Origin of the sequence: Kitasatospora sp. NBC_00458, assembly GCF_036013975.1 — a bacterium.
Lineage (GTDB): Bacteria > Actinomycetota > Actinomycetes > Streptomycetales > Streptomycetaceae > Kitasatospora.
On record NZ_CP107904.1, the window covers coordinates 5,343,322 to 5,368,952 of the forward strand.

Sequence of the window (25,631 nt, forward strand, 5' to 3'; positions counted from 1 at the left end):
GAAACCCCATAGGGGAACCCGGGCCCCATGCGGATCGTTGCTGCTCAGCGGGGCCGTTCGAACGGACGTGCTCGCCGGGGGGTCCGGTCGGCCATGAGGAGCCGACCCGGGGGTCGATTTGGGGGCGCGAAGTGTAGCACGGGGTGTCCAGGAGCTTGTGAGCGGGCTCACGAAGGCTGCTCCGAACGGTGCTGGATACTTTCGGATATGAGCACCACGGAGCGTCCTCGCATCCTCATTGTCGGCGGTGGTTACGTCGGCCTGTATGCCGCGATGCGCATCCTCAAGAAGATGCGTTACGGCGAAGCGACCGTCACGGTCGTCGACCCGCGGTCGTACATGACGTACCTGCCTTTCCTCCCCGAGGCGGCCGGCGGCAACGTCGCGCCCCGAAACCTCGTCGCGCCGCTGCGCAGCGCCCTCAAGAAGGCGGAGGTGCTCACCGGTGCTGTCACCGGTGTGGACCACGCCCGCAAGGTCGCCACCATCCAGCCCGCGGCCGGCGACTCGTACGAGCTGCCCTTCGAGTACCTGGTCGTCGCGACCGGCTCGGTCTCCCGCACCTTCCCGATCCCGGGTCTCGCGGAGCACGGCATCGGCATGAAGACCGTGGAGGAGGCCATCAGCCTCCGCAACCACGTCATGGCGCAGCTGGACAAGGCCGAGTCCACCACGGACGAGGCGATCCGCCGCAAGGCGCTGACCTTCGTCGTCGTCGGCGGCGGCTTCGCCGGCGTCGAGACGATCGCCGAGATCGAGGACATGGCGCGCGACGCCGCCAAGATCTACAAGACGGTCGGCCGCGACGACATGCGCTTCATCCTGGTGGAGGCGGCCAACCGCATCCTCCCGGAGATGGGCCCGGACCTCGGTCTGTGGACCAAGGAGAAGCTCGAAGAGCGCCAGATCGAGATCTACATCGAGACCTCGATGGACTCCTGCGTCGACCAGCACGTCGTGCTGAAGAACGGCGTCGAGGCGGACGCCTCCACCATCGTGTGGACCGCCGGCGTGAAGCCGAACCCGGTGCTGTCCGAGTTCGGTCTGCCGCTGGGCCCCCGCGGCCACGTCGACACCGCGCCGACCCTCCAGGTCCAGGGCTTCGACTACGTCTGGGCCGCCGGCGACAACGCCCAGGTGCCGGACCTCGCCGCCGGCGAGGGCGCCTGGTGCCCGCCGAACGCGCAGCACGCCGTCCGTCAGGCCGCCGTCCTCGGTGACAACGTCATCTCCGGCATGCGTGGTTTCCCGCAGCAGGAGTACAAGCACAAGAACCTGGGTGCGGTCGCCGGCCTCGGCCTGCACAAGGGCGTGGCGATCCTCTTCGGCAAGTACAAGCTGAAGGGCCGTCCGGCCTGGTGGTTCCACCGCCTGTACCACGGCGCCATGGTCCCCACCATGAACCGCAAGGTGCGCGTCTTCACCGACTGGACCCTGGCCGTGTTCCTGAAGCGCGAGGCCGTCGGCCTGTCGCAGATGGAGAAGCCGTACGAGGCGTTCCAGGAGGCCGCGGGTCCCGCGCCGAAGCCGGTCGAGGCCGCCAAGCCGGCCGCCGCCCCGGCCGCCGACAAGGAGCTCGCCAGCAGCAAGTAAGCGACTACGGACCCCGGTGTGGGAGCACCGGGGTATGAGTCGGAGGCCCTCCGCCCGGCAGCGCTGCCGGACCACGACCTCCGTGGTGCTCAGCCGGCTGTGCGAGTCGGGCGGAGTACGAGAAGTACGAGAAGGCCCCCGCCGAACCCTCTGGCGGGGGCCTTCCCGTGTCGGTGCGGTCGGTACCGCGCCCGACCCCGGGTCAGTCGGTCTTGATGCTCGCCAGGATGTCCAGCTTGGACGCCCGGCGGGCGGGCCAGAAGGCGGCGACCAGGCCGACCACGCCCGCCAGCGCCAGGAAGAGCAGCAGCTGGCCGAACGGGAGGACCGTGGTCAGGGTCGGCATGGTGGACTTCAGGGTGCCGTTGATCGCCCAGGCCGTGAAGGCGCCGAGCAGGACGCCGATGCCGGCGCCGAAGACCGAGATCACCACGGACTCCAGCCGGACCATCCGCTTGATCCCGCCGCGGTCCAGGCCGATCGCCCGCAGCATGCCGATCTCGCGCTTCCGCTCGAAGACCGACATCGCCAGGGTGTTGATCACCCCGAGGACCGCGACCACCACGGACATCGCCAGCAGGCCGTACATCATGTTCAGCGCGAAGGTGATGATCTGGCTGAAGTCGTCGCGGACGTCCTGCTTGGACTTGACCTCGATCACCGGGTTGGAGCCGGTGGCGCTCTTCAGCGCCTGCCGGAGGCCCTCGCTCTCCCCGTCGGTGCCCTTGACCAGGACGCTCTTCAGGTAGGGCTGCGGATCGCGCTTGAGGACCTCGCTGTTGGACACCATGACCTGGCCGAGCATGTCGTCCGCGGCGTAGACGCCGCCGACGGTCAGGGCGCCGGCGTTCGCGCCCCGGACCGTGACGTTGAGCGTCGAGCCGGTGGTGGCGTTGAACTTCTCGGCGACCTTGTCGTCGATCAGCAGCTGGCCCTTGCCCAGGGCGGCGAGCGAGCCGCTCTTCAGCTGGACCGAGACCAGCTTGTCGAAGCTGTCCGGGTTGAACCCGGTGATCTCCTTGCTGGTGCCGTTGAGCTCCCAGTAGGCGTTGGTCAGCGGCGAGGAGGCGCTGACCCCGGGGGCCTTGGCGATCTCGTCCGGGACCTTGTCGGAGAGGTCCATGCGGTTGGCGGCCGAGACCATGAAGTCGGCCTTCATCGCGCTGGTGACGGCCTTGTCGACCGCGCTGGAGACCGAGGCGCCGATCACGGTGAGCCCGGTGACCAGGGCCAGTCCGATGGTGAGCGCGGCGGCGGTGGCGGCGGTGCGGCGCGGGTTGCGCACCGCGTTCTGCCGGGCCAGCTTGCCGGGCATGCCGAACAGTCCGCCGAGGACCGGTCCGACCAGGGCGATCACCGGGCGGGAGAGCAGCGGCAGCAGGATGAAGACGCCGAGGACGGCGAGCAGGGCGCCGACCGCGACCGGCATCCGGCCGTCGGAGTTGCCCTTGGCCGCGCCGAAGGCGACCAGTGCGATGCCGCCGGCGGCCAGCAGCGAGCCGATCACGTTCCGGACGACCAGCGACTTCTGGGAGGCGGGCTGGTCGCCGCTGCTCATCGCGGCCACCGGGGCGATCCGGGAGGCGCGCAGGGCGGGCAGCAGCGCGGACAGCACCGTCACCAGGATGCCGACGACCACGGTGACCGCCACGGTCAGCGGCTTGACGACCAGCGAACCGGTCGGCATGCCGTCGTCCAGCGCGGCGACGAGGGACTGCAGCCCGGCGCCGATGCCGACGCCGGCGACCAGGCCGGCCACCGCCGACACGGTGCCGATCGCCAGGGCCTCGACCAGGACGGACCGGGTGACCTGCTTGCGGCTGGCGCCGATCGCGCGGAGCAGTGCCAGCTCCTTGGTGCGCTGGGCGACCAGCATGGTGAAGGTGTTGGCGATGATGAAGATGCCGACGAAGAGCGAGATCGCGGCGAACGAGAGCAGCATGGAGCGCATGCCCTCGGTGCCGCTGGTGATCATCCGCTCCTCCTCGGCCTTGAGCTGCTCGCCGGTGCGGACCTCGATCTGCTGGTCGGGCTTGAGCTGCCGGTCGACCTGGGAGAGCAGGGCGTCCTGGGTGGTGCCGGGCTTGGTGGTGAGCACGATGCTGCTGTAGCGGCCGGGCTCCAGCAGCAGCTGCTGGGCGGTGGCGCGGTCGAACAGGGTGAGCGTGCCGCCGGTGTTCACGACCGGGTCGTCGGTGGTGAACACGCCGGTGAGCCGGGCCTCGACGACCGGGCCGTTGGAGGCGAAGCGGACGGTGTCGCCGACCTTGTAGCCGGCCTTGTCGGCGGTCTTCCGGTCGAGGGCGACCTCCTTGGCCGTCCGCGGCCCCTGGCCCTCGGCCATCGGGTAGCGGGCGTCCTTGCCGTCCGGGCCGGGGGTGTAGTTCGCGCCCTTGGCCGACCAGGCCTCGCCGACCAGGTCGCCCTTCTTGTCGGCGACACCGGTGAAGCCGCTGACCACGCCCCGGGTGGAGGCGGTGCCCGGCAGCGCGGCGAGCTGCTGGACGGTCGCGTCGGTCAGGGTGACCGGGTTCGCCTCGCTCCGCTCCTTGACGCTGGCCGTGGAACCGGCGGAGTTGTCGACGACCTGGACCGACACGTCCGAGTAGCTCTTGGAGTTGCTGTCCCGCATGGCCTTGCCGAAGGTGTCGGAGAAGACCATGGTGCCGGCGACGAAGGCCGTTCCGAGCATGACGGCGAGCGCGGTCATCAGGAGTCGGCCCTTGTGGGCCAGCACGTTGCGCAGTGCGGTGCGATACATGGGGTGTCCCGGGTGTCCTGGGTCTGGGAGGGGGGCGGTCGGCTGTCCGGTCGTCAGCTGGTGCGGCCCTTGGCGTCGAAGCGGCGCATGCGGTCCAGGACGGTGTCGGCGGTGGGCTGGTGGAGCTCGTCGACGATGCGGCCGTCGGCGAGGAAGACGACGCGGTCGGCGTAGGCGGCGGCGACGGGGTCGTGGGTCACCATGACGACGGTCTGGCCGAGCTCGCGGACGGAGTTGCGCAGGAAGGAGAGGATCTCGGCGCCGGAGCGGGAGTCGAGGTTGCCGGTGGGCTCGTCGGCGAAGACGATGTCGGGCTTGCTCGCGAGGGCGCGGGCGCAGGCGACGCGCTGCTGCTGGCCGCCGGAGAGCTGGCTGGGGCGGTGGGAGAGGCGGCCGGAGAGGCCGACGGTGTCCACGACGCGGTCCAGCCACTGCTTGTCGGCCTTGCGGCCGGCGATGTCCATCGGGAGGGTGATGTTCTCCAGGGCGGTCAGGGTGGGGAGCAGGTTGAAGGCCTGGAAGATGAAGCCGATGTGGTCGCGGCGCAGCTGGGTGAGCTGCTTGTCCTTGAGGCCGACGAGTTCGGTGTCGCCGATGGTGGAGGAGCCGGAGGAGACGGTGTCGAGGCCGGCCATGCAGTGCATGAGGGTCGACTTGCCGGAGCCGGAGGGGCCCATGATGGCGGTGAACTCGCCCTGCGGGAAGGTGACGCTGACGTTGTCCAGGGCGACGACGCGGGTCTCGCCCTCCCCGTAGACCTTGTTGAGGCCGGTGGCGCGGGCGGCCGCCCGGCCGGTGCGGACGGCGGTCGCGGTCGACGTGGTCACGGGGTGCTCCTTGTGGTCGTGGGCAGGACGGGTCCGGACGCTGCCGGGAATCCGCTGGCCGGCCGGGCCCCCTCCCGGGGGACTTCCGGCCGTACCTCCATGCTCGACCCCGTGATCATGGTTCCTCGTCGCTCCGCCGGACGGTTGGCCTGACCACCGCTGGGCGTACGCCCGGCCGGCGCCCTCCTCCTGCGGTATGACGCAGACCCTGACCGGAACGCCGGTGGCCGGATCGCACGCCTCGGGTGGCCAGATCACGAACTGTTCGTCAGATGGCAAGGAAACATGACAACTTCCCTGGCTCGGAACATGCGAAAGGGGAGGCCGGGAGACTAGGCTCAGGGGTGGCCCGCACGGGGGCGGAGCGCTGCTCTCCGGTCCACGGGCGAGGCCGGTCCACGGGACGGCCCGGATGGTGGAACGCAGACACGGGCAGCTTAAAACTGCTTGGCCGTGAGGCCGTGCCGGTTCGAGTCCGGCTCCGGGCACCGACCGACCCGCGGGGACGCCGACCGGCGTCCCCGCCGGACGTTCCCCGCCGGATCCTCCTCGCGGCGGATGTTGGTTTTTTTGCCAAGCCATTACCCTTGTGGTTCGGGCGGTGCAGTGCCGCCACGGAGGGAATGAGCAATGAGAAGCAGCAACCCGGTCTTCTCGCGGGAGGGGTCCTTCACCCGCGAGTCCGGCTACGCGGGTTTCGGGACCACCCAGACCCCGCCGGCCGGGGGCCAGCCCGCGACCAACCCCTACGGCAACAACCCGTACGGCAACAACCCGTACGCGAGCAGCCCCTACGCGCAGCAGTCCCAGGGTCAGGCACCGCTGACCGACGACCAGCTGGTCGAGATGTACCGGGCGCCGTCCGCCGGTCCGCTGGAGACCGGCCGGATGACGCTGGACGACGTCGTCGCGCGCACCGCGATGACGCTGCTCACCCTGGTCGCCGCGGGCGGTCTGGCCTGGTTCGCCCTGCCGGAGCGCAACTACGGCCTCGCCGTCGGCGCCTCGCTGATCGCCTTCGTGGTCGGCATGGTGATCTCGTTCAAGCGGAGCGTCAGCCCGCCGCTGATCCTGGCCTACGCGGCCCTCCAGGGCTTCGCGCTCGGCGCGATCACCAAGGTGCTCAACAACGCACTGCCGGGCATCGCGATCCAGGCGGTCCTGGGGACGGCGGCGATCTTCGCGGCGATGCTGATCGCCTACAAGACCGGCCGGATCCGGGTCACCCCGCGCTACACGCGGATCGGCATCGCGATCGCCATGGGCTTCGTGCTGCTGATGCTGGTCAACATGGTCGCGTCGATGGTGTTCGGTGCGGACATGGGGCTGCGCTCGGGCCCGCTGGGCATCCTGGTCGGCGTGGTCGGCATCGCGCTCGGTGCCTTCTTCCTCTCCCTGGACTTCGCCGCCGTCGAGGAGGCCATCGCGCACGGTGCGCCGCAGAAGGAGGCCTGGCGGGCCGCCTTCGGGCTCACCCTCTCGCTGGTCTGGATCTACGTCGAGATGCTGCGGCTGATCGCGATCCTGCGCGGCGACGACTAGTCCCCGCACGACTGCACGACTGCACGACCGCACGACCGCACGACCCGCGCGTTCTGCGCACACACTGCCGCCGGGCCCCGGAGCACCAGCTCCGGGGCCCGGCGGCTTTCGTGCGCGGGTGCGGCCCGGGGCGGGCCGTATGCTCGCCGCATGCCCGAAGAGAAGACCCTGGCCGAAGCCGTCGACGCCCTGGCGGACCGGTTCCGTTCGATGCCGCAGAGCCGGCTGCACGGGGCCGTCCCCGGCCACCCGTCGCGGGCGGCGGCCGCGCTGGCCCTGGCCCGGTGGATGGCCGCGGTGGCGCAGGCGGCCGAGGGCGGTCCGGTGCGCGAGCTGCCGGAGGCCGGGGCGTTCGCGGTCGGCGACCAGCTGGCGGTGACCGGGCACGACCTGGTGGCGGCGCTGGCCGCGCTTCCCCGGGACGGCGAGGTGGCACTGCCGGCGGAGTCCGGTGGCCCGACGCCGGTCGCGGCGGTGCGGGCCGAGGCGGCGTCCAGGCTGGCGGAGACGGCCGTGCTCTGCGGCTGAGCGGCACCCGTACCGTCGGGGCCCCCGTACGACGACGGCGATGGCGGCTGTGGCACGGCGGTGGGGCCCCCCGGGGGGTGGTACTGCGGCGGGGCGGCCCGGCTCCGGCCCCGGACATGCCGGAGGCCGGCCGGGTCGGTAACCCCTTGACCCGGCCGGCCTCTCCGTCGCTGCGTCAGATGCTGGCCACCACCCGGTCGGCGAGCACGTACACGGCGTCCTCGTCGGTGGAGAAGGTCAGCGAGTAGGAGCCGGAGAACCGGGAGCCGCCGAGCAGGCGGACGTTCTCGCCGGCCCGGACCGCGTCGATCAGCCGGTAGGCGGCCTCGCGGTCGCCCGGGGCGACGCAGAGGGTGGTGCCGTCGGCGAAGGCGTACACGTCCAGGGTGCCGAGCGGGCCGGGGCGGACGTCGACCAGTGCGGTGCCCTCCTCGGCGAGCGCGGTCAGCCGGGTGTCGGTCCACTCGCGGGACGGCGCCTGGCTGGGCACGAAGTCGGGGTGCGAGGGGTGGCGGCGCGGGTCCGGGGTGGCCACCGGGGCCTCCTCGACGGCCGATCCGGTGTCCAGCAGTCCGGCCTCCAGGCCGGTGGCCAGCAGGTCGGCCTCGCGCCGGGCGCGGGCGTCCCCGGCCGTCTCGCCGGCGGGGTGGCCGGACGGGTAACCGGCGGGGTGACCGGCCGCGTGGCCGGACGGGTGGCCGGCGGGGTGGCCGGGGTGCAGCGGGGCGCCGCCGTCGGTGTCCGGCCCGGCGGGACGGGCGGAGTGGGTGCCGCCCTCGTTGATCAGGTCCTCCAGCGCGGAGCGCAGCGCCTCGCCGAACTCCGGGTCCATGGTCCCGGAGTTGTCGGCGGCGTCCTGCGGGCCGGTCGGGCGGGGGAAGAAGAGCGGCCACTCCTCGCTGCTGCCGAAGACACCGGCGAAGGGCGAGTCGAACAGCGGCTCGTCCTCGGCCGCGCGGGCCTCCTGCTCGGCCCAGAACGCCCGGGCCTCGGTGATCTCCCGTTCGCGGTCGGCGGCCAGTGCCTCGGCGACGGCCCGGCGTATCGCGGCCTCGTCGACCGGGACCGGGGCGGCGGCGGCCGCGGCGGCCCGCGCGGCCTGGGCGTCCAACCGGCGGGAGATTCCCCGGAGGTGGAACAGGACGGCGGTCGACACGGCGATCGGGATCAGCAGCAGGATGGTGTAGACGGCGCTCACGGAACGTACTCCTAGGGAGGAGTGGAACGGGGTTACGTCTCCACACTGCCGCATACGGGGCTGTTACTGCAGTGGCCAATGTCGGATTTGTCTGTGACTTTCGCTCTTGTCCCCAAATTGTTAGGTAACACCGTTCTACGCTGCGGAGTTGATCCGCTCCGCACTGTCGATTTTCGAGCCGGAAACGACAGGATCGAGGGCCGGATCGACCTCGCGGTGTGATCCGGCCCTCAATTACGCACGGTCACTCCAAATGGGTGGTCTGGACCCTTCGGAGTTGACGTCGGGACGTCAGCTGAGCCGCTCGATGACCATCGCCATGCCCTGGCCGCCACCGACGCACATGGTCTCCAGACCGAACTGCTTGTCGTGCCACTGCAGGGAGTTGATCAGGGTGGTGGTGATCCGTGCGCCGGTCATGCCGAACGGGTGGCCGACCGCGATGGCACCGCCGTTGACGTTCAGCCGGTCCAGGTCGACGCCCAGGTCGCGGTAGGACGGGATGACCTGGGCGGCGAAGGCCTCGTTGATCTCGACCAGGTCGATGTCGCCGATGGTCAGGCCGGCCCGCCGGAGGGCCTGCTTCGAGGCCTCGACCGGGCCGTGGCCCATGATCTCGGGGGAGAGCGCGCTCACTCCGGTGGAGACCACCCGGGCGAGCGGGGTGATCCCCAGCTCGCGGGCCTTGGTGTCGGACATGACGACCAGTGCGGCCGCGCCGTCGTTCAGCGGGCAGCAGTTACCGGCGGTCACGGTGCCGTCGGGGCGGAACACCGGCTTGAGGCCGGAGACGCCCTCCAGCGTGACGCCGGCGCGCGGGCCGTCGTCCGTGGAGACCACGGTGCCGTCGGGCAGCGTCACGGGGGTGATCTCGCGCTCCCAGAAGCCGGCCTTGATGGCGGCCTCGGCGAGGTTCTGCGAGCGGACGCCGAACTCGTCCTGCTCGGCCCGGGTGACGCCCTTGAGTGCGGCGAGGTTCTCGGCGGTCTGGCCCATCGCGATGTAGGCGTCCGGCAGCAGGCCGTCCTCGCGCGGGTCGTGCCACGTGCCGCCGCCCTCCGCCGCGCGCCGGGCGGTGCGGGCCTGGGCCTCGTCGAAGAGCGGGTTCATGGTGCCCGGCATGCCGTCCGAGGAGCCGTTCACGCTGCGGGAGACCGTCTCCACGCCGGCGGAGAGGAAGACGTCGCCCTCGCCGGCCCTGATCGCGTGCAGTGCCATCCGCGTGGTCTGCAGCGAGGACGAGCAGTAGCGGGTGACGGTGGCGCCGGGCAGGTAGTCCATGCCCATCTGCACGGCCACGACGCGGGCCAGGTTGTGGCCCTGCTCGCCGCCGGGCAGGCCGCAGCCGAGCATCAGGTCGTCGATGGTGCGGGGGTCGAGCTGCGGCACCTTGGCCAGTGCGGCGCCGATGACCTGCGCGGTCAGGTCGTCGGGCCGGACGTCCTTGAGGGAGCCCTTGAAGGCCCGGCCGATCGGCGAACGGGCGGCGCTGACGATGACGGCTTCGGGCATGGCGGGCTCCTCGCTGGGTGACCTTCGACTACGGGGTGCCCGGGACGGTCCCGGGCCGGGTGGGCGCGGGCCGGACGACGGGCGCCCGGGAGGAAAGTTACCGCCTGGTAGGTCAGGCGTCACCCGCCCCGGCGTGTGAGCTGGCCGACGTGTTGCCGTCCTCGGTGACCTGCGCCGGGGCGGCCCGGACCGGGGGGTGGGCGGGGGCCCGTACGGGGGCGGCGTCCCGTTCGGTGCCCGACCCGGCGTCCTGGCCGGGGCCCGCTCCGGAGTTCCGCCCGCCGCCCGGCCCGGCGTCCTGACCGGCCTCCTGGCCGGCGCCGGGCTCCGCGGCCGCCCAGGAGCCGGGCAGGCCGACCCGGAGCCGGTGCCGCAGCAGAGCCCAGCGCCGGACCGCGCCCTCGGCTCCGACCGCCGCCACCTCCGTACCGGACCGCCCGGCCGCCGCGGCCGCGGCCACCGCCACCGGCAGCACCGTCTCGCCCTGGACCCGGCCGACCGGCCGCTCCTCCTCAGGCCAGAGGCCCAGTGCGGCGCAGACCGAGGGCAGCACCGCCATCGCGGCCGTCGCGTACCCCTGCGCGGACGGGTGGTAGCGGTCGGCCGCGAACATCTCCGGCCGGGCGGCGAACTCCGGGCCGAGCAGCGAGCCGAGGGAGACGGTCCGGCCGTCCGCCTCCACCACGGCGATGGTCTGCGCGGCCGCGAGCTGGCGGCTGAGCCGGCGGGCCACCCAGCGCAGCGGCGGACGGACCGGCTTGATCGTCCCGAGGTCCGGGCAGGTCCCGACCACCACCTCGCAGCCGGCGGCCCGCAGCGCCGCGACCGTCTCGCCGAGCTGGCGCACCGCGAGCTGGGCCGGGCTGTGCCGGGTGACGTCGTTGGCGCCGATCATGATCACGGCGACGTCCGGGCGGTGCGGCAGCGCCTGCTCCAGCTGGCCGGGCAGGTCGGCGGAGCGGCCGCCGGAGAACGCCACGTTCACCAGCCGGACCGGGCGTTCGGCCACCGAGGCCAGGCCTGCGGCGAGCAGTGCGCCCGGTGTCTCCCTGGCCCGCAGCACACCGAGGCCGGCGGCGGTGGAGTCGCCGAGGAAGGCCAGCACCAGCGGGGGCTGCGACTCGGAGGCGGAGTCGGCGAAGGCCTCGCCGTAGACGCCGTCGGCCCGGGGCGGGTCGCCCTCCAGGACGCCGATGGCCTGGACGGCCAGCTTGCTCTCGGTCAGCAGCAGGCCGACCAGGCCCACGCCCAGCAGGCCGAGGCCTCCGCCGCCGTACGCCGCCGCGGTGGCGATCCGGCGGGCCACCCGGGCCCGCGACTCGTGTGCCCCTGGCATCCGGTTCCCCCTTCGCGTCCTCGTGCCGCCCCGAGGGGCCGTTGCCGATGCGTGTACACCCCTCCTACCCGGGTTGGCGCCGGGCTACGACGGGGGTGGGCCGTTCGTGGCACGGGAGGGTGCGGGGCGGGACGCCGGGCGGGGTGCGGGGCGGCGGCCCGGACGGCGGTCGGGGAGGCCGCCGCGGGTACCGGCCGGGCCGGGCCGGGAGGGGCCGGGAGGCCGCCGCGGGCGGCGGCCGGAAGGTGCGGACGGGTTCCCGGTGTGGCCGGTGGGCGGGGTGGGGAGGAAGGGGCGGGCCGGGGCCGGTGGCACGGCCTAGGCTTTGCAGTACCGAAAAGCACTCGCATGCCCACAGACCGGGAGGACCCCCGTGCGGTACCACAACTCGATCATCGACCTGGTCGGCAACACGCCGCTGGTCAAGCTGAACAAGGTCACCGAGGGGATCAGCGCGACCGTGCTCGCGAAGGTCGAGTACTTCAACCCCGGCGGCTCGGTGAAGGACCGGATCGCGATGCGCATGATCGAGGCCGCCGAGGCCTCGGGCGCCCTGAAGCCCGGCGGCACCATCGTCGAGCCGACCTCCGGCAACACCGGCGTCGGCCTGGCGATCGTGGCCCAGCAGAAGGGCTACAAGTGCATCTTCGTCTGTCCGGACAAGGTGTCCACCGACAAGATCAACACACTGCGCGCGTACGGCGCCGAGGTGGTCGTCTGCCCGACCGCCGTCGCCCCTGAGCACCCGGACTCCTACTACAACGTCTCCGACCGCCTGGTCCGGGAGACCCCGAACGCCTGGAAGCCGGACCAGTACTCCAACCCGGACAACCCGGCCTCGCACTACCACTCCACCGGCCCGGAGCTGTGGGAGCAGACCGGGGGGAGGATCACCCACTTCGTGGCCGGCGTCGGCACCGGCGGCACCATCTCGGGCACCGGCAACTACCTGAAGGAGGCCTCCGGCGGCAAGGTCAAGGTGGTCGGCGCCGACCCCGAGGGCTCCGTCTACTCGGGCGGCACCGGCCGGCCGTACCTGGTCGAGGGCGTCGGTGAGGACTTCTGGCCGACCGCCTACGACCGCGGCGTCGCGGACGAGATCGTCGCCGTCTCCGACAAGGACTCGTTCCAGATGACCCGCCGCCTGGCCAAGGAGGAGGGCCTGCTGGTCGGCGGTTCCTGCGGCATGGCGGTCGTCGCCGCGCTGGAGGTCGCCAAGAAGCTCGGCCCGGACGACGTCGTCGTGGTGCTGCTGCCGGACGGCGGCCGCGGCTACCTGTCGAAGATCTTCAACGACGACTGGATGGCCGACTACGGCTTCCTGCCGTCCGCCACCGACGAGGCGCACATCGGCGAGGTGCTGGCCCGCAAGGACGCCATCGAGCACGAGGGCATCCCGCAGTTCGTCCACATGCACCCCAGCGAGACCGTCGCCGAGGCGGTCCGGGTGCTGCGCGAGTACGGCGTCTCGCAGATGCCCGTGGTCTCGCCGGGCGCCGGCCACCCGGACATCATGGCCGGCGAGGTGATCGGCTCGGTGGCGGAGAAGCTGCTGCTGGAGGGCGTCTTCGCGAACGAGATCCAGCTGACCGACACGCTGGACAGGGTGATGTCCAAGCCGCTCCCGGTGGTCGGCTCGGGCGAGACCGTCACCAACCTGATGACGGTGCTGGAGAAGGCCGACGCCGCGGTGGTGCTGGTGGAGGGCAAGCCGCAGGGCATCGTCACCCGCCAGGACCTGCTCGGCTTCCTCGCCGGCAGCCGCCCCGGTCACTGAGGGACCGGCCACTGAGGTGCCGGCCGCCGAGGGGCCCGTCCGCCGAGGGCCCGTCCGGCTGGGGCCCGTCCGCCTGGGCCCGGCCACTGAGGGACGGTCAGCCGCCCACCCCGACCGGACGGCTGAGGTTCCGTTTCCGGGCGAACTGGTACACCGGTGTCACCTGCGCGCAGCACGCGCTTAACAACGCTGCGGCATCGTTGTGGGCAACGGCAAGAAGCCGAGCGAGGCGACGACGACAGTCCGGGAGCGGCTCCCCGGCGTCGCCGATCGTCTCCGGGCACTACGGCCGGCCCTGACCCGGCCGGCGGTGTCCTTGTCCGCGGGAGACGCCGTCGTCCCGCCCCTGCCCGGCTCCGGCCGGTCACAGGGTGCGGCGGCTCCCGTGGCGACCGCGCCGCTTGGCGCGTCTCCGCGGCTCCCGGGTGGGGGAGCCCGGCGGAGGCGGCAGGGCCGGTCCCTCTTCGGAGGGACCGGCCCTTCCCGTGTCACCGTCCGTCCGCGCCGCCCCGTCCGCCGTGCTCCGCCCGGCGTCGTCCCCCGCTCCGCCGTGTGCCGCGCTTCCCGGGCGGCCGGGTCCGGCGGCCCGCCCCGTACGGGTGCGACCTTCGGCCCCGGGCGGTTTCCCGTAACCTCGCACGCATGACCAGCACTGACACGAACGGCCAGGACGCTCCCCGCTACGTCCGGCTCCACATCGAGCTCATCGCCGAGATCACCGACGAGGGCGCGCTGAAGGCGGCGGCCCTGCAGCAGGTGGCGGCGGACGAGTACCTCGACGACGACGAGCGGGCGCAGTCCGTCGACGCCATCGAGGTGGACCCGTCGGGTTCGCTCGCCCACTTCATCGACCCGGTGGCGCTGCTCGGCGACGTCCCGGGTGTCGAGCTCGCCTCGGCGACCTGGGAGTCCGCGAAGACCGACTTCGACCCCGAGGGCGACGAGTGGGACGAGTACGCCGTGGAGGAGGCCGCCGAGTAGGGCGTGCCCGTCACGGCTCCTGACCGCCCGGCCTGTGATCCACAGGCCGGGCGTTTTGTCCATATTTGGCGGTAAGTTTCGTCATCTCGTACGATCGCTACCCGTTGGTGTGGGAACCGTGAACACGCAGAACGCGTTTCCCTATCCGTAAGTGCCCGAATGATCAGCAGGGAGTGGGCGACGTGACGGCAGGGGACGGTCGGGGCCGGTCGGCCGGAGGCAGCTGGAGCCGGCGCGGTGTGCTGGCCGGGCTGATCGGGGCCCCGGTCCTGCTGCTGGCGGCCTGCAACGACACCAAGGGCGTCGAGAGCGGCGGCACCGGTGGCAGCGGCTCCGGTGGCTCCGGCGGAGGCGGCGGTGGCGCGGGCGGTTCGGCCACCGGCGCCACGGGTGCGGGCGGCTCCGGCGGCCAGGCGACCCCCAGTGCCACCAGCACGCCGAAGACCTCGGTCGCCGTGATCACCGTGACGCCCGCCGACGGCTCCACCGCGGCCAGCTTCAGCGACCCGGTCAAGGTCACCGTCGCGAACGGCACCCTCACCTCGGTCAAGGTCACCGACTCCACCGGCAAGGCGCTGGCCGGCCAGCTCTCCGCCGACGGCGGCAGCTGGACCTCGGCCGCCGCACCGGCCAGCGGCACCAAGTACACCGTGACCGCCGCCGCCACCGACAAGGACAAGCTGGAGGCGGACGCCAACGCCGTCTTCACCACGGCGACCCCGGCCAACACCTTCGTGGGCTACTTCACCCCCGAGGACGGCTCGGTCGTCGGCGTCGGCATGCCCGTCTCCATCAACTTCAGCAAGCCGGTCACCGACCGCAAGACCGTCCAGCAGGCGATCACCGTCATAGCCGAGCCGGGCGTCGAGATCGTCGGGCACTGGTTCTCCAGCACCCGCCTCGACTTCCGGCCGCAGGAGTACTGGGCCAAGGGCACCAAGGTGACCGTCAAGCTCCGGCTGAAGGACGTCCAGGGCGCCAGGGGCGTCTACGGCACCCAGTCCAAGGACGTCCGCTTCACCGTCGGCCGGGCGCAGACCAGCGTCGCCGACCTCGCCACCAAGAAGCTCACCGTCACCACCGACGGCCAGGTCAGCGCCGTCTACGCGATCTCCGGCGGCTCGCCCGAGTTCCGCACCTGGGGCGGCAGGATGGTGATCACCGAGCAGTACCAGCAGACCCGGATGAACTCGCAGACCGTCGGCCTCGGCAGCGAGTACGACATCCCGGACGTCCCGCACGCCCAGCGGCTCAGCACCTCCGGGACCTTCATCCACGGCAACTACTGGTCCCCGACGTCGATCTTCGGCAGCCAGAACACCAGCCACGGCTGCATCGGCCTGCGGGACGTCAAGGGCGGCCAGGACCAGGGCGCCGACGGCTACAAGTTCTTCAAGAGCTCGATGATCGGCGACGTGGTCGAGGTCGTGAACTCCGGCGACAAGACGGTGGTGCCCTCCAACGGGCTCAACGGCTGGAACATGGGCTGGGCCGACTGGAAGGCCGGCAGCGCGCTCTGACGCCGTCCGGGCCCCCGGGGGAATCTCCCCGGACCGCACCGGACCGCACCGGACCGCACCGGACCGCGCCGGGGTGCCCCAGGGGCGACGCCGGTCCGGCCGGTCCAGCGCGACGGCCGAAAACCGCCGGTCCCGGCGCCGGTCCGACGGCAGGGTGGACGGCATGACGACAACCTCCACCGCTCCCGCCCTGGCCGTCCGCCCGATCGACCCGGCCGTCCACCGCACCCTGCTGGTGCGCGACGACGCGGGCCGTCCCCCCGTCCGCTCCGTCGACGAGACCGGCGGCGCACCGCTGCGCTGCTGCCTGACCAAGGCGCTGCCGGGCGACCGGATCGCCCTGGTCGGCTACGCGCCGCTGCGCCGCTGGGCCGCCGAGACCGGGGCCGAGCCGGGCCCGTACGACGAGATCGGCCCGGTCTTCCTGCACGACGGCCCGTGCGCCGGTCCCGGCGGCGACGGCTGGCCGACCGGGTTCCACGGCAGCGAGCGGGTGCTGCGCGCCTACGACCGGCGCGGGCACATCCTGGGCGGCGTCCCGGTCGACCCGGAGACCGCCGAGGTGGCGGCGGCGACGCTGCTCGCCGACCCGGAGGTGGCCGTGGTGCACGTCCGCGCGCTGCACTACGGGTGCTTCATGCACGAGGTCCGGCGGGGCTGAGCACCCCGGAGGCACGGGGGAGGGGTGTTCAGGCGCGCTTGGCGTAGTCGCCGAAGCCCTGCCAGTCGAGCACGACCGCCGGCTCGTCGCCCACCACCCAGGCGTCGTGGCCGGGCGGGCAGACCATGAAGTCGCCGGGGCCGAACTCGGCCTGCTCGCCGTCGTCCATGACGATCGTCATCCGGCCGGAGACGACGTAGCCGACGTGGGCGGCCTGGCAGCTGTCCGTGCCCGCGAGGGGCCTGATGTGCTTCGACCACCGCCAGCCGGGCTCGAACACCCCCCGTCCGACGGCGCCGCCGTCCAGGTTGACCAGGCGCACCTCTCCCTTGCCCTCCTCGAAGGGGCGGACTTCCTCGGGATCGGTGTCGAAGCTTCTGCGGATGAGGCCGGCCATGACGGGCTCCTCGGAGACGGGGCGGCCCCGCCACCGGAAGGGGTGACGGAGCCGCCCTACTGGTCCTTCCAGTCTGCGCCCGCGGAGCGGCGCCGGACAGCCGGGAAGGACCCGCGGCTCAGCCCTCGGCGGTCCGGGCCACCCCGATCGGGCAGCTGGCGCCGGTCCCGCCGAGGCCGCAGTAGCCGTTCGGGTTCTTGGCGTCGGACAGGTACTGCTGGTGGTACGGCTCGGCGGGGTAGAACGGGCCCGCCGGGGCGATCTCGGTGGTCACCGGGCCGAGCCCGATCGCGGTGAGCGCAGGCTGGAAGGCGTCCCGGGTGGCGACGGCGGCGGCCGCCTGGGCCGGGGAGTGGGTGTAGACCGCGGACCGGTACTGGGTGCCGACGTCGTTGCCCTGGCGGTTGCCCTGGGTCGGGTCGTGCGACTCCCAGAAGGTCTTCAGCAGCTGCTCGTAGGAGGTCACGGCGGGGTCGAACACCACTCGGACCGCCTCGGTGTGCCCGGTCAGACCGCTGCACACCTCCTCGTACGTCGGGTTCGGGGTGTGGCCGCCCTGGTAGCCGACCAGCGTCGTCCAGACGCCCGGCAGGCGCCAGAACGTCCGCTCGGCGCCCCAGAAGCAGCCCAGCCCGAAGTCGGCCACCTCCAGCCCCGCCGGGTACGGGCCGGTGAGCGGGTGGCCGAGCACGGTGTGCGGCTCGCGGAGGGTGAAGGCCGGGGCCTCCCGGCCGGGCAGCGCCTGGTCGGCGGGGACGAGCGAGGTCTTGTGGCGGTTGAACAGCACGGCCTGCTCCAGCTGGTCGGGAAGGGTTGCGGAGGTTCCAACGCGGACGGGCCGCCGGTGATTCCGGGGCCGGGCCCAGCCGCCCCGGACGGCGCGGCAGGGCGCAGGGGAGGCCCCGGGCGCCTCCGGGGGCCGCCCGGGAGGCCCGGGCAGGCCCCCGGAGGCGGCCGCGGCACCGGCCGGGACCGGGGCGTCTCCGCCTTCGGGGCGGCACCCCGCCGTTCGCCGACTACGCTCGGAGCATGACCGAGCACCAGCTTCCCCAGGGCTTCGAGACCCTCGCCATCCACGCGGGTCAGGAAGCAGACCCCCAGACCGGGGCCGTCGTCACGCCGATCTACCAGGTGTCCACCTACAAGCAGGACGGGGTGGGCGGCCTGCGGGGCGGCTACGAGTACAGCCGCAGCGCCAACCCGACCCGTACCGCGCTGGAGGAGTGCCTCGCCGCGCTGGAGGGCGGCTCCCGCGGCCTCGCCTTCGCCTCCGGCCTCGCCGCCGAGGACACCCTGCTGCGGACCGTCCTCAAGCCGGGCGACCACATCGTCATCCCCAACGACGCCTACGGCGGCACCTTCCGGCTCTTCGCCAAGGTGCTGACCCGCTGGGGCGTCGAGTTCTCCGTCGCCAACACCCAGGACCTGTCGACCGTCCGCGAGGCGCTGCGCCCCAACACCCGCGCGGTGTGGGTGGAGACCCCGTCCAACCCGCTGCTGGGCATCACCGACCTCGCCGCGCTGGCCGAGATCGCGCACGGCGCCGGCGCGCTGCTGGTGGTCGACAACACCTTCGCCAGCCCGTACCTGCAGCAGCCGATCGCGCTCGGCGCCGACGCGGTCGTGCACTCGACCACCAAGTACATGGGCGGCCACTCGGACGTGGTCGGCGGCGCCCTGGTGCTGGCCGACGCGGCGCTGGGCGAGGAGGTCGCCTACCACCAGAACGCGATGGGCGCGGTCTCCGGCCCGTTCGACGCCTGGCTGGTGCTGCGCGGCATCAAGACCCTGGGCGTCCGGATGGACCGGCACAGCTCCAACGCGGAGAAGGTCGCCGAGCTGCTGGCGGGCCACCCCAAGGTCAGCCAGGTGCTCTACCCGGGTCTGCCCGAGCACCCGGGCCACGACATCGCCGCCAAGCAGATGAAGGCGTTCGGCGGCATGGTGTCGTTCCGCGTCAACGGCGGCGAGGAGGCGGCGGTCGAGGTCTGCAACCGGGCCCGGCTGTTCACCCTCGGCGAGTCGCTGGGCGGCGTGGAGTCGCTGATCGAGCACCCGGGCCGGATGACCCACGCCTCGGTGGCCGGTTCGGCCCTGGAGGTGCCGGCCGACCTGGTGCGCGTCTCGGTGGGCATCGAGTCGATCGACGACCTGCTGGCCGACCTCACGCAGGCGCTGGGCTGAGGCTCCCGGCCCCGGGCACGCCCTGCGGCGTGTCCTGGGCGCTCTGCCGGCCCGCCGAGTACGACTCCATGGAGTGGTTGAAGCGGGCCAGCAGGGCGCAGAACGCGCGCTGTTCCTCCGGTGGCCAGTCGGCCACCAGCTGTCGCGTCAACTCGGCCCGGCCGGCCCGGACTTCGGCCAGCCGGTCGGCGCCGAGCGGGGTCAGGGCGAGCCGGACGGCGCGCCGGTCGGCCGGGTCCTGGACCCGGCCGACCAGGCCGGCCGCCACCAGCGGGGCGACCTGCCGGGTGACGGTGGAGGAGTCGACGCCGAGCGCGTCGGCCAGGGCCTTGACGTTCGCGGGCCCGACCCGCTCCAGACGCTCCAGCAGCAGGTAGGCGGCCCGGACCAGGGCGGCCACCCCGTCGGAGCCGCGGACCTGTTCCATCCGGCGGGCGAACACGGCGAGCTGGTACTGGAGCTGGGTGTGCACGGGGTCGGTGAGGTGGGTGGCCTGGGGCGAGGTCGTCGTCATCGCGGCTCACGATCGTCGTGCGGTGAGAGAGGCTCAGAACCAGCAGCGTACGCGGGCCGGGCGGGCCCGGGAACAGGTCCGACGTCCCGGGGTGGTGCTCCGCGAAGGCATACGCTGCCTCCATGCACAGCTGGCCGATCACCCTCGACGACGTCCGCGGCGCCCAGAAGATGCTCGCCGGGGTCGCCCGGGTGACACCGATGGAGGGCAGCCGTCACCTGTCGGCACTGGTCGGCGCGCCGGTCCACCTGAAGTGCGAGAACCTGCAGCGCACCGGCTCGTTCAAGCTGCGCGGGGCGTACGTGCGGATCGCGGGCCTCTCGCCGGTGCAGCGGGCCGGCGGGGTGGTCGCGGCGAGCGCCGGGAACCACGCGCAGGGCGTGGCGCTGGCGGCCTCGCTGCTCGGGGTCCGCTCGACCGTCTTCATGCCGGTGGCCGCGCCGCTGCCCAAGATCGCCGCGACCCGCGAGTACGGCGCCGAGGTCCGGCTGCACGGCGCCACCGTGGACGAGGCGCTGCAGGCCGCGCAGCGGTACGCGGAGGCGAGCGGCGCGGTGTTCATCCACCCCTTCGACCACCGGGACGTCGTCACCGGGCAGGCCACCGTCGGGCTGGAGATCCTGGAGCAGTGCCCCGAGGTGCGCACCATCCTGGTCGGGGTGGGCGGGGGCGGGCTGCTGGCCGGGATCGCGGCGGCGGTCAAGCCGCTGCGGCCGGACGTGCGGGTGGTCGGGGTGCAGGCGGCGGGCGCCGCGGCGTACCCGCCGTCGCTGGCGGCCGGGCGCCCGGTCTCGCTGGAGCGGTTCGCCACCATGGCGGACGGGATCATGGTCGGGCGGCCGGGGGACATCCCGTTCGAGATCGTCAACACCCTGGCGGACGGCGTCCGGACGGTCACCGAGGACTCGCTCTCGCGGGCCCTGCTGCTCGGGCTGGAGCGGCTCAAGCTGGTGGTGGAGCCGGCCGGGGCGAGTCCGGTGGCGGCGCTGCTGGAGCACCCGGACTCCTTCGAGGGGCCGGTCGTGGCGGTGCTCTCCGGCGGCAACATCGACCCGCAGCTGATGCAGCGGGTGCTGCGGCACGGCCTGGCGGCGGCCGGCCGCTACCTGTCGCTGCGGGTGCGGCTGGCGGACCGGCCGGGCGCGCTGGCCGGACTGCTCGGGGTGCTGACGAAGGTCGACGCCAACGTCCTGGACGTGGCGCACGTGCGGGTGGACCCGCAGCTGGGGCTGACCGAGGTCGAGGTGGACCTCCACCTGGAGACCAAGGGGCCGGAGCACTGCGCGGCGGTGCTCGGCGAGCTGCGGGACGCGGGGTACGTGGTCTCCCGGTAGGGCCGGGGGCGCCGCCCGGCGGGGCCGGCGCCGGTGGGCCCCCGGTTGTCAGTGGCGCGTGTCACGATGGCGGGGCTTTCTTCCTTGACGCGATATATCGCGTGCCGCCAGGCTCGCGATGTATCGCATCCCGTCGCCCACCGGCGAGGACCGAGTCGCTCGCACGCCCGAACACGGGGCAAAGTGGGACAGACCCGCTCACATTCGTCCGAGGAGATGAGGCAGGCCATGGCGCCAGCCATCCAAGCCGAGAACCTGGTGAAGACCTTCGGCGACGTACGAGCCCTGGACGGCGTCAGCCTCGACGTCCCCGAGGGCACGGTGCTCGGGCTGCTCGGCCCGAACGGTGCCGGCAAGACCACCACCGTCCGCGTCCTCACCACGCTGCTCCGCCCCGACTCCGGGCGCGCGGTGGTCGCCGGTGTCGACGTCCTCAAGCACCCCAACCGGGTCCGCAGCCTGATGGGGCTCTCCGGCCAGTACGCCGCGGTCGACGAGTACCTGACCGGCTTCGAGAACCTCCGGATGGTCGGCGAGCTCTACCAGATGTCCGCCCGCGAGGCGAAGGTCCGGGCGCTCGAACTGCTGGAGTGGTTCAACCTCGCCGAGGCCAAGGACCGCACCGCCAAGACCTACTCCGGCGGGATGCGCCGGCGGCTCGACCTCGCCGCCGCGCTGGTGGTCCGCCCCCCGGTGATGTTCCTGGACGAGCCGACCACCGGCCTCGACCCGCGCAACCGGCTCGCCCTGTGGGAGGTCATCGAGACCCTGGTCGACCAGGGCACCACCCTGCTGCTCACCACCCAGTACCTGGAGGAGGCCGACCGCCTCGCCCACGACATCGCCGTGGTCGACCACGGCCGGGTGATCGCGCGCGGCACCGCCGACCAGCTCAAGGCGCAGATCGGCGGCGAGCGGATCGAGGTCGTGGTGCACCGCCCCGACCTCGTCGCCGACGCGCTCTCCGCGCTCTCCGGGTACGCCCAGGGCGAGCCGACCGTGGAGCGCAACACCCGCAGGATCACGGTGCCCGTCAGCGGCGGCGCCCGGGTGCTCGCCGACGTGATCCGCGAGCTGGACAGCCGGTCCATCGAGATCGACGACATCGGCCTGCGCCGTCCGACCCTGGACGACGTCTTCCTCTCGCTCACCGGCCACGCCACCGAGGCCGGGGACGAGAACGGCGACGCCGGCAAGGGCGGGGGCGGCCGCGGCAAGGGCCGCGGCCGGGGCGGCGAGGACGCCGACGGCCAGGGTCCGGACAAGCAGGCCGTCACGGCCGGCAAGGAGCTGTGAGATGACGACCGCCACCCAGCACGCCATCGGCGGGGCGGTGCCCAAGCAGCGCCGGGGAGCGGCCGCCATCCTGCACGACTCCTGGGTGGTAGCCAAGCGCAACCTGCGGCGGATGACCCGGATACCCGAGATCGTGGTGTTCGGCCTGATGCAGCCGGTGATGTTCGTGCTGCTCTTCTCGTACGTCATGGGCGGGGCGATCCAGATCCCCGGGACGCAGTCCAGCTCCTCGACGTACATCCAGTTCCTGATGGCCGGCATCTTCGCCCAGACGGTCACCTTCGCGACGGCCGGCGCCTCCGCGGGCATCGCCGAGGACATGTCCAAGGGCCTGGTGGACCGGTTCCGCTCGCTGCCGATGGCCCGCTCGGCGGTGCTGGTCGGCCGCACCCTCGCGGACCTCGTCCAGACCGCGTTCACCCTGGTGGTGCTCGCCCTGGTGGCGCTGCTGGTCGGCTGGCGGATCCACGAGGGACTGCTGTCCGCGCTGGCCGCGTTCGGGCTGCTGCTCCTGCTCGGCTACGCCTTCTCCTGGATCGGCGCGCTGATCGGCCTCTCGGTGCGCAGCCCCGAGGCGGCCACCTCGGCCGGGCTGATCTGGCTCTTCCCGCTGACGTTCATCTCGAACGCCTTCGTGCCGGTCAGCTCGATGCCGGGCTGGCTGCAGGGGATCGCCTACTGGAACCCGTTCAGCGCCACCGTGCAGGCCTGCCGGAACCTCTTCGGCAACCAGGTGGGGCCGGTGGACGACGCCTGGCCGATGCAGCACGCGGAGCTGATGTCGGTGCTCTGGTCACTGGTGATCATCGCGGCGTTCTCCTGGCTGTCGGTGCGCAAGTACCGGTCGGCCGTGGGCTGACCGCGGGCCGCCGGCGGTGGGCCGGGCGGTCGGCGGGTGGGTACGCGCGAGGGCGGCCGTGGACCAGTGCCACGGCCGCCCTCGGCGGCGTTCTGCGGGGGCCGGTCGGCGCGCGGCCCCGGCGGTGTTCGTCAGCCGGGTGCGCGGGCCGTCGGCCGGGTCAGCCGGTGTAGGGCTTGACCTCGACGATCTTGACCATGGCCCGCTTGCCGTTCGGCAGCTCGTAGGTGGCCTCGTCGCCGATCGTCTTGCCGTCGATGGCGCGGCCCAGCGGGGACTGCGGCGAGTAGATGTCCAGGTCGTCGTCGTCGCCGACCACCTCGCGCGAGCCGAGCAGGAACTTCATGGTGTCGTCCTCGTCGCCGTCGAAGGCGACCGTCACGACCATGCCCGGCGCCACCACGCCCGAGTCGGCGGGAGCCTCGCCGACCTTGGCGCGCTCCAGCAGCTGGGTGAGCTGGCGGATGCGCAGCTCGTACTTGCCCTGCTCCTCCTTGGCCGCGTGGTAACCGGCGTTCTCCTTGAGGTCACCCTCTTCGCGCGCGGCCTCGATCTTCTGGGCGATCTCGATGCGCCAGGGGCCGGTCAGGTGGTCCAGTTCGGCCTTGAGCTGGTCGTAGCCGGACTGAGTGAGCCAGGTCACGTTCTCGCTGGTCTGGGTCACGGGTGCTCCTCGTAGGTGCTGGGGCTGTGCTGAGGGTGTGAGTCGTCAGCGCGTCTGGTGGTGCTGATATCGGTCTTAACTACAAAGCAACGCCCGCTCCCGTACCAGCTGGTGCGGAAGGGGCGAAACCACGAGCCTAACAACTCCCGCCGACAAGCGGGAGGGTCGTTGGCGCGACATTGACATCGGCGTTGCGCCGAGATGTACAGGATCGGTGCGCTGGACTTCCCCTACGGATGCCCGCTCTCCTGATCGAATATGCGCACTGGCCGGACGGCGCCGCCCGCGACCACCGGTGGCGCGCCCTCCCCGGGGTCCTACCGGGGAGTACAGCCGAGCAGCTGGGCGGTGGTGCCGCGGGCCGTGGTGCGCAGGCTGACCACCGCGTCGTAGCCGGAACCGTCCGCCGGCACCGCGAAGTCGGCCACCCCGACCACGGCACCGTCCTCGCTCTGCGAGCGGACGGTGCAGCTGCCCGCGGTGCCGTCGCTCTTGCGCACCGACAGGTGCAGCTGCATCTCGGTGTCGGAGACCGCCTCGAAGGACGGCACGGCGCCGTTGATCTTCGTCTCGCGGATCAGGTAGGAGGCTCCCAGCCAGGTGATCAGACCCAGGGCCAGCACCCCGCAGACCGCACCGATCACCTTGAGCCGGCGGTCCGCCTCGCGGTCGCCGCGCCGTCCGTAGCGCCCCTCGGGCGGCTGCGGCGTCCTGGTGCCTGCGGTCATCGGGCTCAGTCCTCTCGTGGGGAGGGCCGCGCGCGGGTGGTGCGGGGGAATGCGGTGCTCCTCCAGTCCGTCACTATAGGAGGGGCACGCCCACGGCCGGTCCGGCGGGGGCGGGGCTCGGCCGTGTCGGCGGAAGGTGCGGCGGCCGGTCCCGCGGTGACGCGGTCCCCGTACCGAGCGGCTCAGACGGTGGGCAGACCGGCTTGCGCGGGACGCCCAGACATTGTGGAAGGAACGCACGCGTTGACTGAGCAGTTGCGACTGATGGCGGTGCACGCCCACCCGGACGACGAGTCCAGCAAGGGCGCGGCGACCATGGCCATGTACGTCGACCAGGGGGTGGACGTGCTCGTGGCCACCTGCACGGGGGGGGAACGCGGGTCGGTTCTCAACCCCAAGCTGCAGGGCCGGCCGGAGATCGAGGAGAACATCCACGAGGTCCGGGCCAAGGAGATGGACGAGGCCCGTGCGATCCTCGGGGTCAAGCAGGCCTGGCTGGGCTTCGTGGACTCGGGCCTGCCGGAGGGCGACCCGCTGCCCCCGCTGCCCGAGGGGTGCTTCGCCCTCAAGGACGTCGAGGAGGCGGCCGAACCGCTGGTCCGTCTGATCCGGGAGTTCAAGCCGCAGGTCGTCACGACCTACGACGAGAACGGCGGCTACCCGCACCCCGACCACATCATGACCCACAAGATCACCATGCGGGCCTTCGAGGCGGCCGGCGACCCGGACGCCTACCCGGACGCCGGCGAGCCCTGGCAGCCGCTGAAGGTCTACTACAACCACGGCTTCCCGATGGGCCGGATCCGCGCGCTGCACCGGTACCTCACCGAGAACGGCCACGAGTCCCCCTACGGCGAGTGGATCGCCGGCTGGGAGAAGAGCGGCCGCAAGGAGCGCGAGATCACCACCCGGGTCCGCTGCGACGACTGGTTCGAGACCCGGGACCGCGCGCTGATCGCGCACGCCACCCAGATCGACCCGGACGGCCCCTGGTTCCGCGTCCCGCTGGAGGTCCAGCGCGAGGTCTGGCCCACGGAGGACTACGAGCTCGCCCGTACCCTGATCGACGTGGACCTGCCGGAGGACGACCTGTTCGCCGGCCTCCGCACCCCCAGCCTGACGGCCGAAGCGGCCGACACGCGCGACTGAACCACCCCCCGACGGCCCGGCTCCCCGTGAGCCGGGCCACCATAGAGATATGAGCGCCTCCGTGAACCTCACCCACCTCGCCGCCGAGCTCGCCGTCGACGACGCCAAGGTCACTCCCGGCCTGCTGGGCTTCGTCGTCTTCGCCGCCCTCGGCGTGGCCACCTGGTTCCTGGCCAAGTCGATGAACCGGCAGTTCAAGAAGGTCGACTTCGTCGAGCAGCCGGAGGCTCCGAAGGAGTGAGGTCCGACCCCCTTCCGGCGCGCCGATGC

At 72.6% G+C, this 25,631-nt stretch carries 23 protein-coding genes and 1 tRNA gene; 14 read left to right on the forward strand and 10 right to left on the reverse strand.

The window, feature by feature from the left end:
- The first annotated feature begins 207 nt into the window (after window positions 1-207).
- A complete protein-coding gene (locus tag OG550_RS22270; protein WP_327680195.1) occupies window positions 208-1,593 on the forward strand; it encodes an NAD(P)/FAD-dependent oxidoreductase in 1,386 nt (461 codons plus the stop codon).
- Window positions 1,594-1,795: 202 nt separating this feature from the next.
- Here OG550_RS22270 and OG550_RS22275 read toward each other — a convergent pair whose 3' ends face one another.
- Both OG550_RS22275 and OG550_RS22280 read right to left on the reverse strand, forming a co-directional pair.
- Complete coding sequence (locus OG550_RS22275; RefSeq protein WP_327680197.1) at window positions 1,796-4,354, reverse strand: ABC transporter permease; 2,559 nt, start codon at window positions 4,352-4,354, stop codon at window positions 1,796-1,798.
- Window positions 4,355-4,407: 53 nt separating this feature from the next.
- Window positions 4,408-5,181: an ABC transporter ATP-binding protein gene (locus OG550_RS22280; protein WP_327680199.1), complete on the reverse strand. Its 774-nt coding sequence runs from the start codon at window positions 5,179-5,181 to the stop codon at window positions 4,408-4,410.
- Window positions 5,182-5,587: 406 nt separating this feature from the next.
- On the opposite strand from OG550_RS22280, the gene OG550_RS22285 reads away from it, so the two are divergent.
- The 3 genes from OG550_RS22285 (at window position 5,588) to OG550_RS22295 (ending at window position 7,251) form a co-directional block, all read left to right on the forward strand.
- Window positions 5,588-5,669 (forward strand) — tRNA-Leu (locus OG550_RS22285).
- 142 nt (window positions 5,670-5,811) lie between these two features.
- Entirely contained in the window at window positions 5,812-6,723 is a 912-nt protein-coding gene (locus tag OG550_RS22290; protein ID WP_327680201.1) for a Bax inhibitor-1/YccA family protein, read from the forward strand.
- Window positions 6,724-6,873: 150 nt separating this feature from the next.
- Window positions 6,874-7,251: a hypothetical protein gene (locus tag OG550_RS22295; protein ID WP_327680206.1), complete on the forward strand. Its 378-nt coding sequence runs from the start codon at window positions 6,874-6,876 to the stop codon at window positions 7,249-7,251.
- A 175-nt stretch (window positions 7,252-7,426) separates the two neighbouring features.
- On the opposite strand, the gene OG550_RS22300 is transcribed toward OG550_RS22295, so the two are convergent.
- The 3 genes from OG550_RS22300 to OG550_RS22310 form a co-directional block, all read right to left on the reverse strand.
- Window positions 7,427-8,449, reverse strand: coding sequence for a hypothetical protein (locus OG550_RS22300; protein WP_327680207.1), 1,023 nt, complete (start codon window positions 8,447-8,449; stop codon window positions 7,427-7,429).
- A 291-nt stretch (window positions 8,450-8,740) separates the two neighbouring features.
- Window positions 8,741-9,961 (reverse strand): acetyl-CoA C-acetyltransferase, encoded by a 1,221-nt coding sequence (locus OG550_RS22305; RefSeq protein WP_327680209.1) that lies wholly within the window; start codon window positions 9,959-9,961, stop codon window positions 8,741-8,743.
- Window positions 9,962-10,073: 112 nt separating this feature from the next.
- Complete coding sequence (locus tag OG550_RS22310; RefSeq protein ID WP_327680211.1) at window positions 10,074-11,297, reverse strand: SGNH/GDSL hydrolase family protein; 1,224 nt, start codon at window positions 11,295-11,297, stop codon at window positions 10,074-10,076.
- 373 nt (window positions 11,298-11,670) lie between these two features.
- Between OG550_RS22310 and OG550_RS22315 the strand changes: the two genes are divergently transcribed.
- The 4 genes from OG550_RS22315 to OG550_RS22330 all read left to right on the forward strand — a co-directional run bounded on the left by OG550_RS22315 (window position 11,671) and on the right by OG550_RS22330 (window position 16,236).
- On the forward strand, window positions 11,671-13,074 hold the full coding sequence (locus OG550_RS22315; protein ID WP_327680213.1) for a cystathionine beta-synthase: 1,404 nt from the start codon (window positions 11,671-11,673) through the stop codon (window positions 13,072-13,074).
- A gap of 642 nt (window positions 13,075-13,716) precedes the next feature.
- Window positions 13,717-14,055 carry a hypothetical protein gene (locus OG550_RS22320; RefSeq protein WP_327680214.1) on the forward strand — a complete coding sequence of 113 codons (339 nt, stop codon included), beginning with the start codon at window positions 13,717-13,719 and terminating at the stop codon, window positions 14,053-14,055.
- Window positions 14,056-14,237: 182 nt separating this feature from the next.
- Window positions 14,238-15,575, forward strand: coding sequence for a L,D-transpeptidase (locus OG550_RS22325; protein WP_327680216.1), 1,338 nt, complete (start codon window positions 14,238-14,240; stop codon window positions 15,573-15,575).
- A 163-nt stretch (window positions 15,576-15,738) separates the two neighbouring features.
- A complete protein-coding gene (locus OG550_RS22330) occupies window positions 15,739-16,236 on the forward strand; it encodes a DUF1203 domain-containing protein (RefSeq protein WP_327680218.1) in 498 nt (165 codons plus the stop codon).
- A 28-nt stretch (window positions 16,237-16,264) separates the two neighbouring features.
- On the opposite strand, the gene OG550_RS22335 is transcribed toward OG550_RS22330, so the two are convergent.
- The gene (locus OG550_RS22335; RefSeq protein ID WP_327680220.1) at window positions 16,265-16,633 is read right to left on the reverse strand and encodes a cupin domain-containing protein; all 369 of its coding nucleotides are present in this window, start codon (window positions 16,631-16,633) and stop codon (window positions 16,265-16,267) included.
- Window positions 16,634-16,751: 118 nt separating this feature from the next.
- Window positions 16,752-17,420 (reverse strand): peptide-methionine (S)-S-oxide reductase MsrA, encoded by a 669-nt coding sequence (gene msrA, locus OG550_RS22340; RefSeq protein ID WP_327680222.1) that lies wholly within the window; start codon window positions 17,418-17,420, stop codon window positions 16,752-16,754.
- A 242-nt stretch (window positions 17,421-17,662) separates the two neighbouring features.
- Between msrA and OG550_RS22345 the strand changes: the two genes are divergently transcribed.
- Window positions 17,663-18,817 (forward strand): cystathionine gamma-synthase, encoded by a 1,155-nt coding sequence (locus OG550_RS22345; RefSeq protein ID WP_327680224.1) that lies wholly within the window; start codon window positions 17,663-17,665, stop codon window positions 18,815-18,817.
- Here OG550_RS22345 and OG550_RS22350 read toward each other — a convergent pair.
- On the reverse strand, window positions 18,798-19,331 hold the full coding sequence (locus OG550_RS22350; RefSeq protein ID WP_327680226.1) for a MarR family winged helix-turn-helix transcriptional regulator: 534 nt from the start codon (window positions 19,329-19,331) through the stop codon (window positions 18,798-18,800). The two genes, OG550_RS22345 and OG550_RS22350, sit on opposite strands and share 20 nt — an antisense overlap.
- Before the next feature lie 122 nt (window positions 19,332-19,453).
- Between OG550_RS22350 and ilvA the strand changes: the two genes are divergently transcribed.
- From ilvA to OG550_RS22365, 3 genes are all read left to right on the forward strand, one after another.
- Entirely contained in the window at window positions 19,454-20,665 is a 1,212-nt protein-coding gene (ilvA, locus tag OG550_RS22355; protein ID WP_327680228.1) for a threonine ammonia-lyase, read from the forward strand.
- A gap of 228 nt (window positions 20,666-20,893) precedes the next feature.
- Window positions 20,894-21,961, forward strand: coding sequence for an ATP-binding cassette domain-containing protein (locus tag OG550_RS22360; RefSeq protein ID WP_327680231.1), 1,068 nt, complete (start codon window positions 20,894-20,896; stop codon window positions 21,959-21,961).
- A 1-nt stretch (window position 21,962) separates the two neighbouring features.
- On the forward strand, window positions 21,963-22,820 hold the full coding sequence (locus OG550_RS22365) for an ABC transporter permease (RefSeq protein WP_327680233.1): 858 nt from the start codon (window positions 21,963-21,965) through the stop codon (window positions 22,818-22,820).
- A 160-nt stretch (window positions 22,821-22,980) separates the two neighbouring features.
- Here the strand turns inward: OG550_RS22365 and greA are convergent, their stop codons facing one another.
- Both greA and OG550_RS22375 read right to left on the reverse strand, forming a co-directional pair.
- Window positions 22,981-23,484 carry a transcription elongation factor GreA gene (gene greA / locus OG550_RS22370; RefSeq protein WP_327680235.1) on the reverse strand — a complete coding sequence of 168 codons (504 nt, stop codon included), beginning with the start codon at window positions 23,482-23,484 and terminating at the stop codon, window positions 22,981-22,983.
- A 317-nt stretch (window positions 23,485-23,801) separates the two neighbouring features.
- Window positions 23,802-24,212: a DUF4307 domain-containing protein gene (locus OG550_RS22375; RefSeq protein WP_327680237.1), complete on the reverse strand. Its 411-nt coding sequence runs from the start codon at window positions 24,210-24,212 to the stop codon at window positions 23,802-23,804.
- Window positions 24,213-24,455: 243 nt separating this feature from the next.
- Here OG550_RS22375 and mca point away from each other — a divergent pair, with 243 nt between their 5' ends.
- Window positions 24,456-25,361 carry a mycothiol conjugate amidase Mca gene (gene mca, locus OG550_RS22380; protein ID WP_327680239.1) on the forward strand — a complete coding sequence of 302 codons (906 nt, stop codon included), beginning with the start codon at window positions 24,456-24,458 and terminating at the stop codon, window positions 25,359-25,361.
- Between the two features lie 49 nt (window positions 25,362-25,410).
- On the forward strand, window positions 25,411-25,602 hold the full coding sequence (locus tag OG550_RS22385) for a hypothetical protein (RefSeq protein ID WP_327680241.1): 192 nt from the start codon (window positions 25,411-25,413) through the stop codon (window positions 25,600-25,602).
- The last annotated feature ends 29 nt before the right edge of the window (window positions 25,603-25,631 follow it).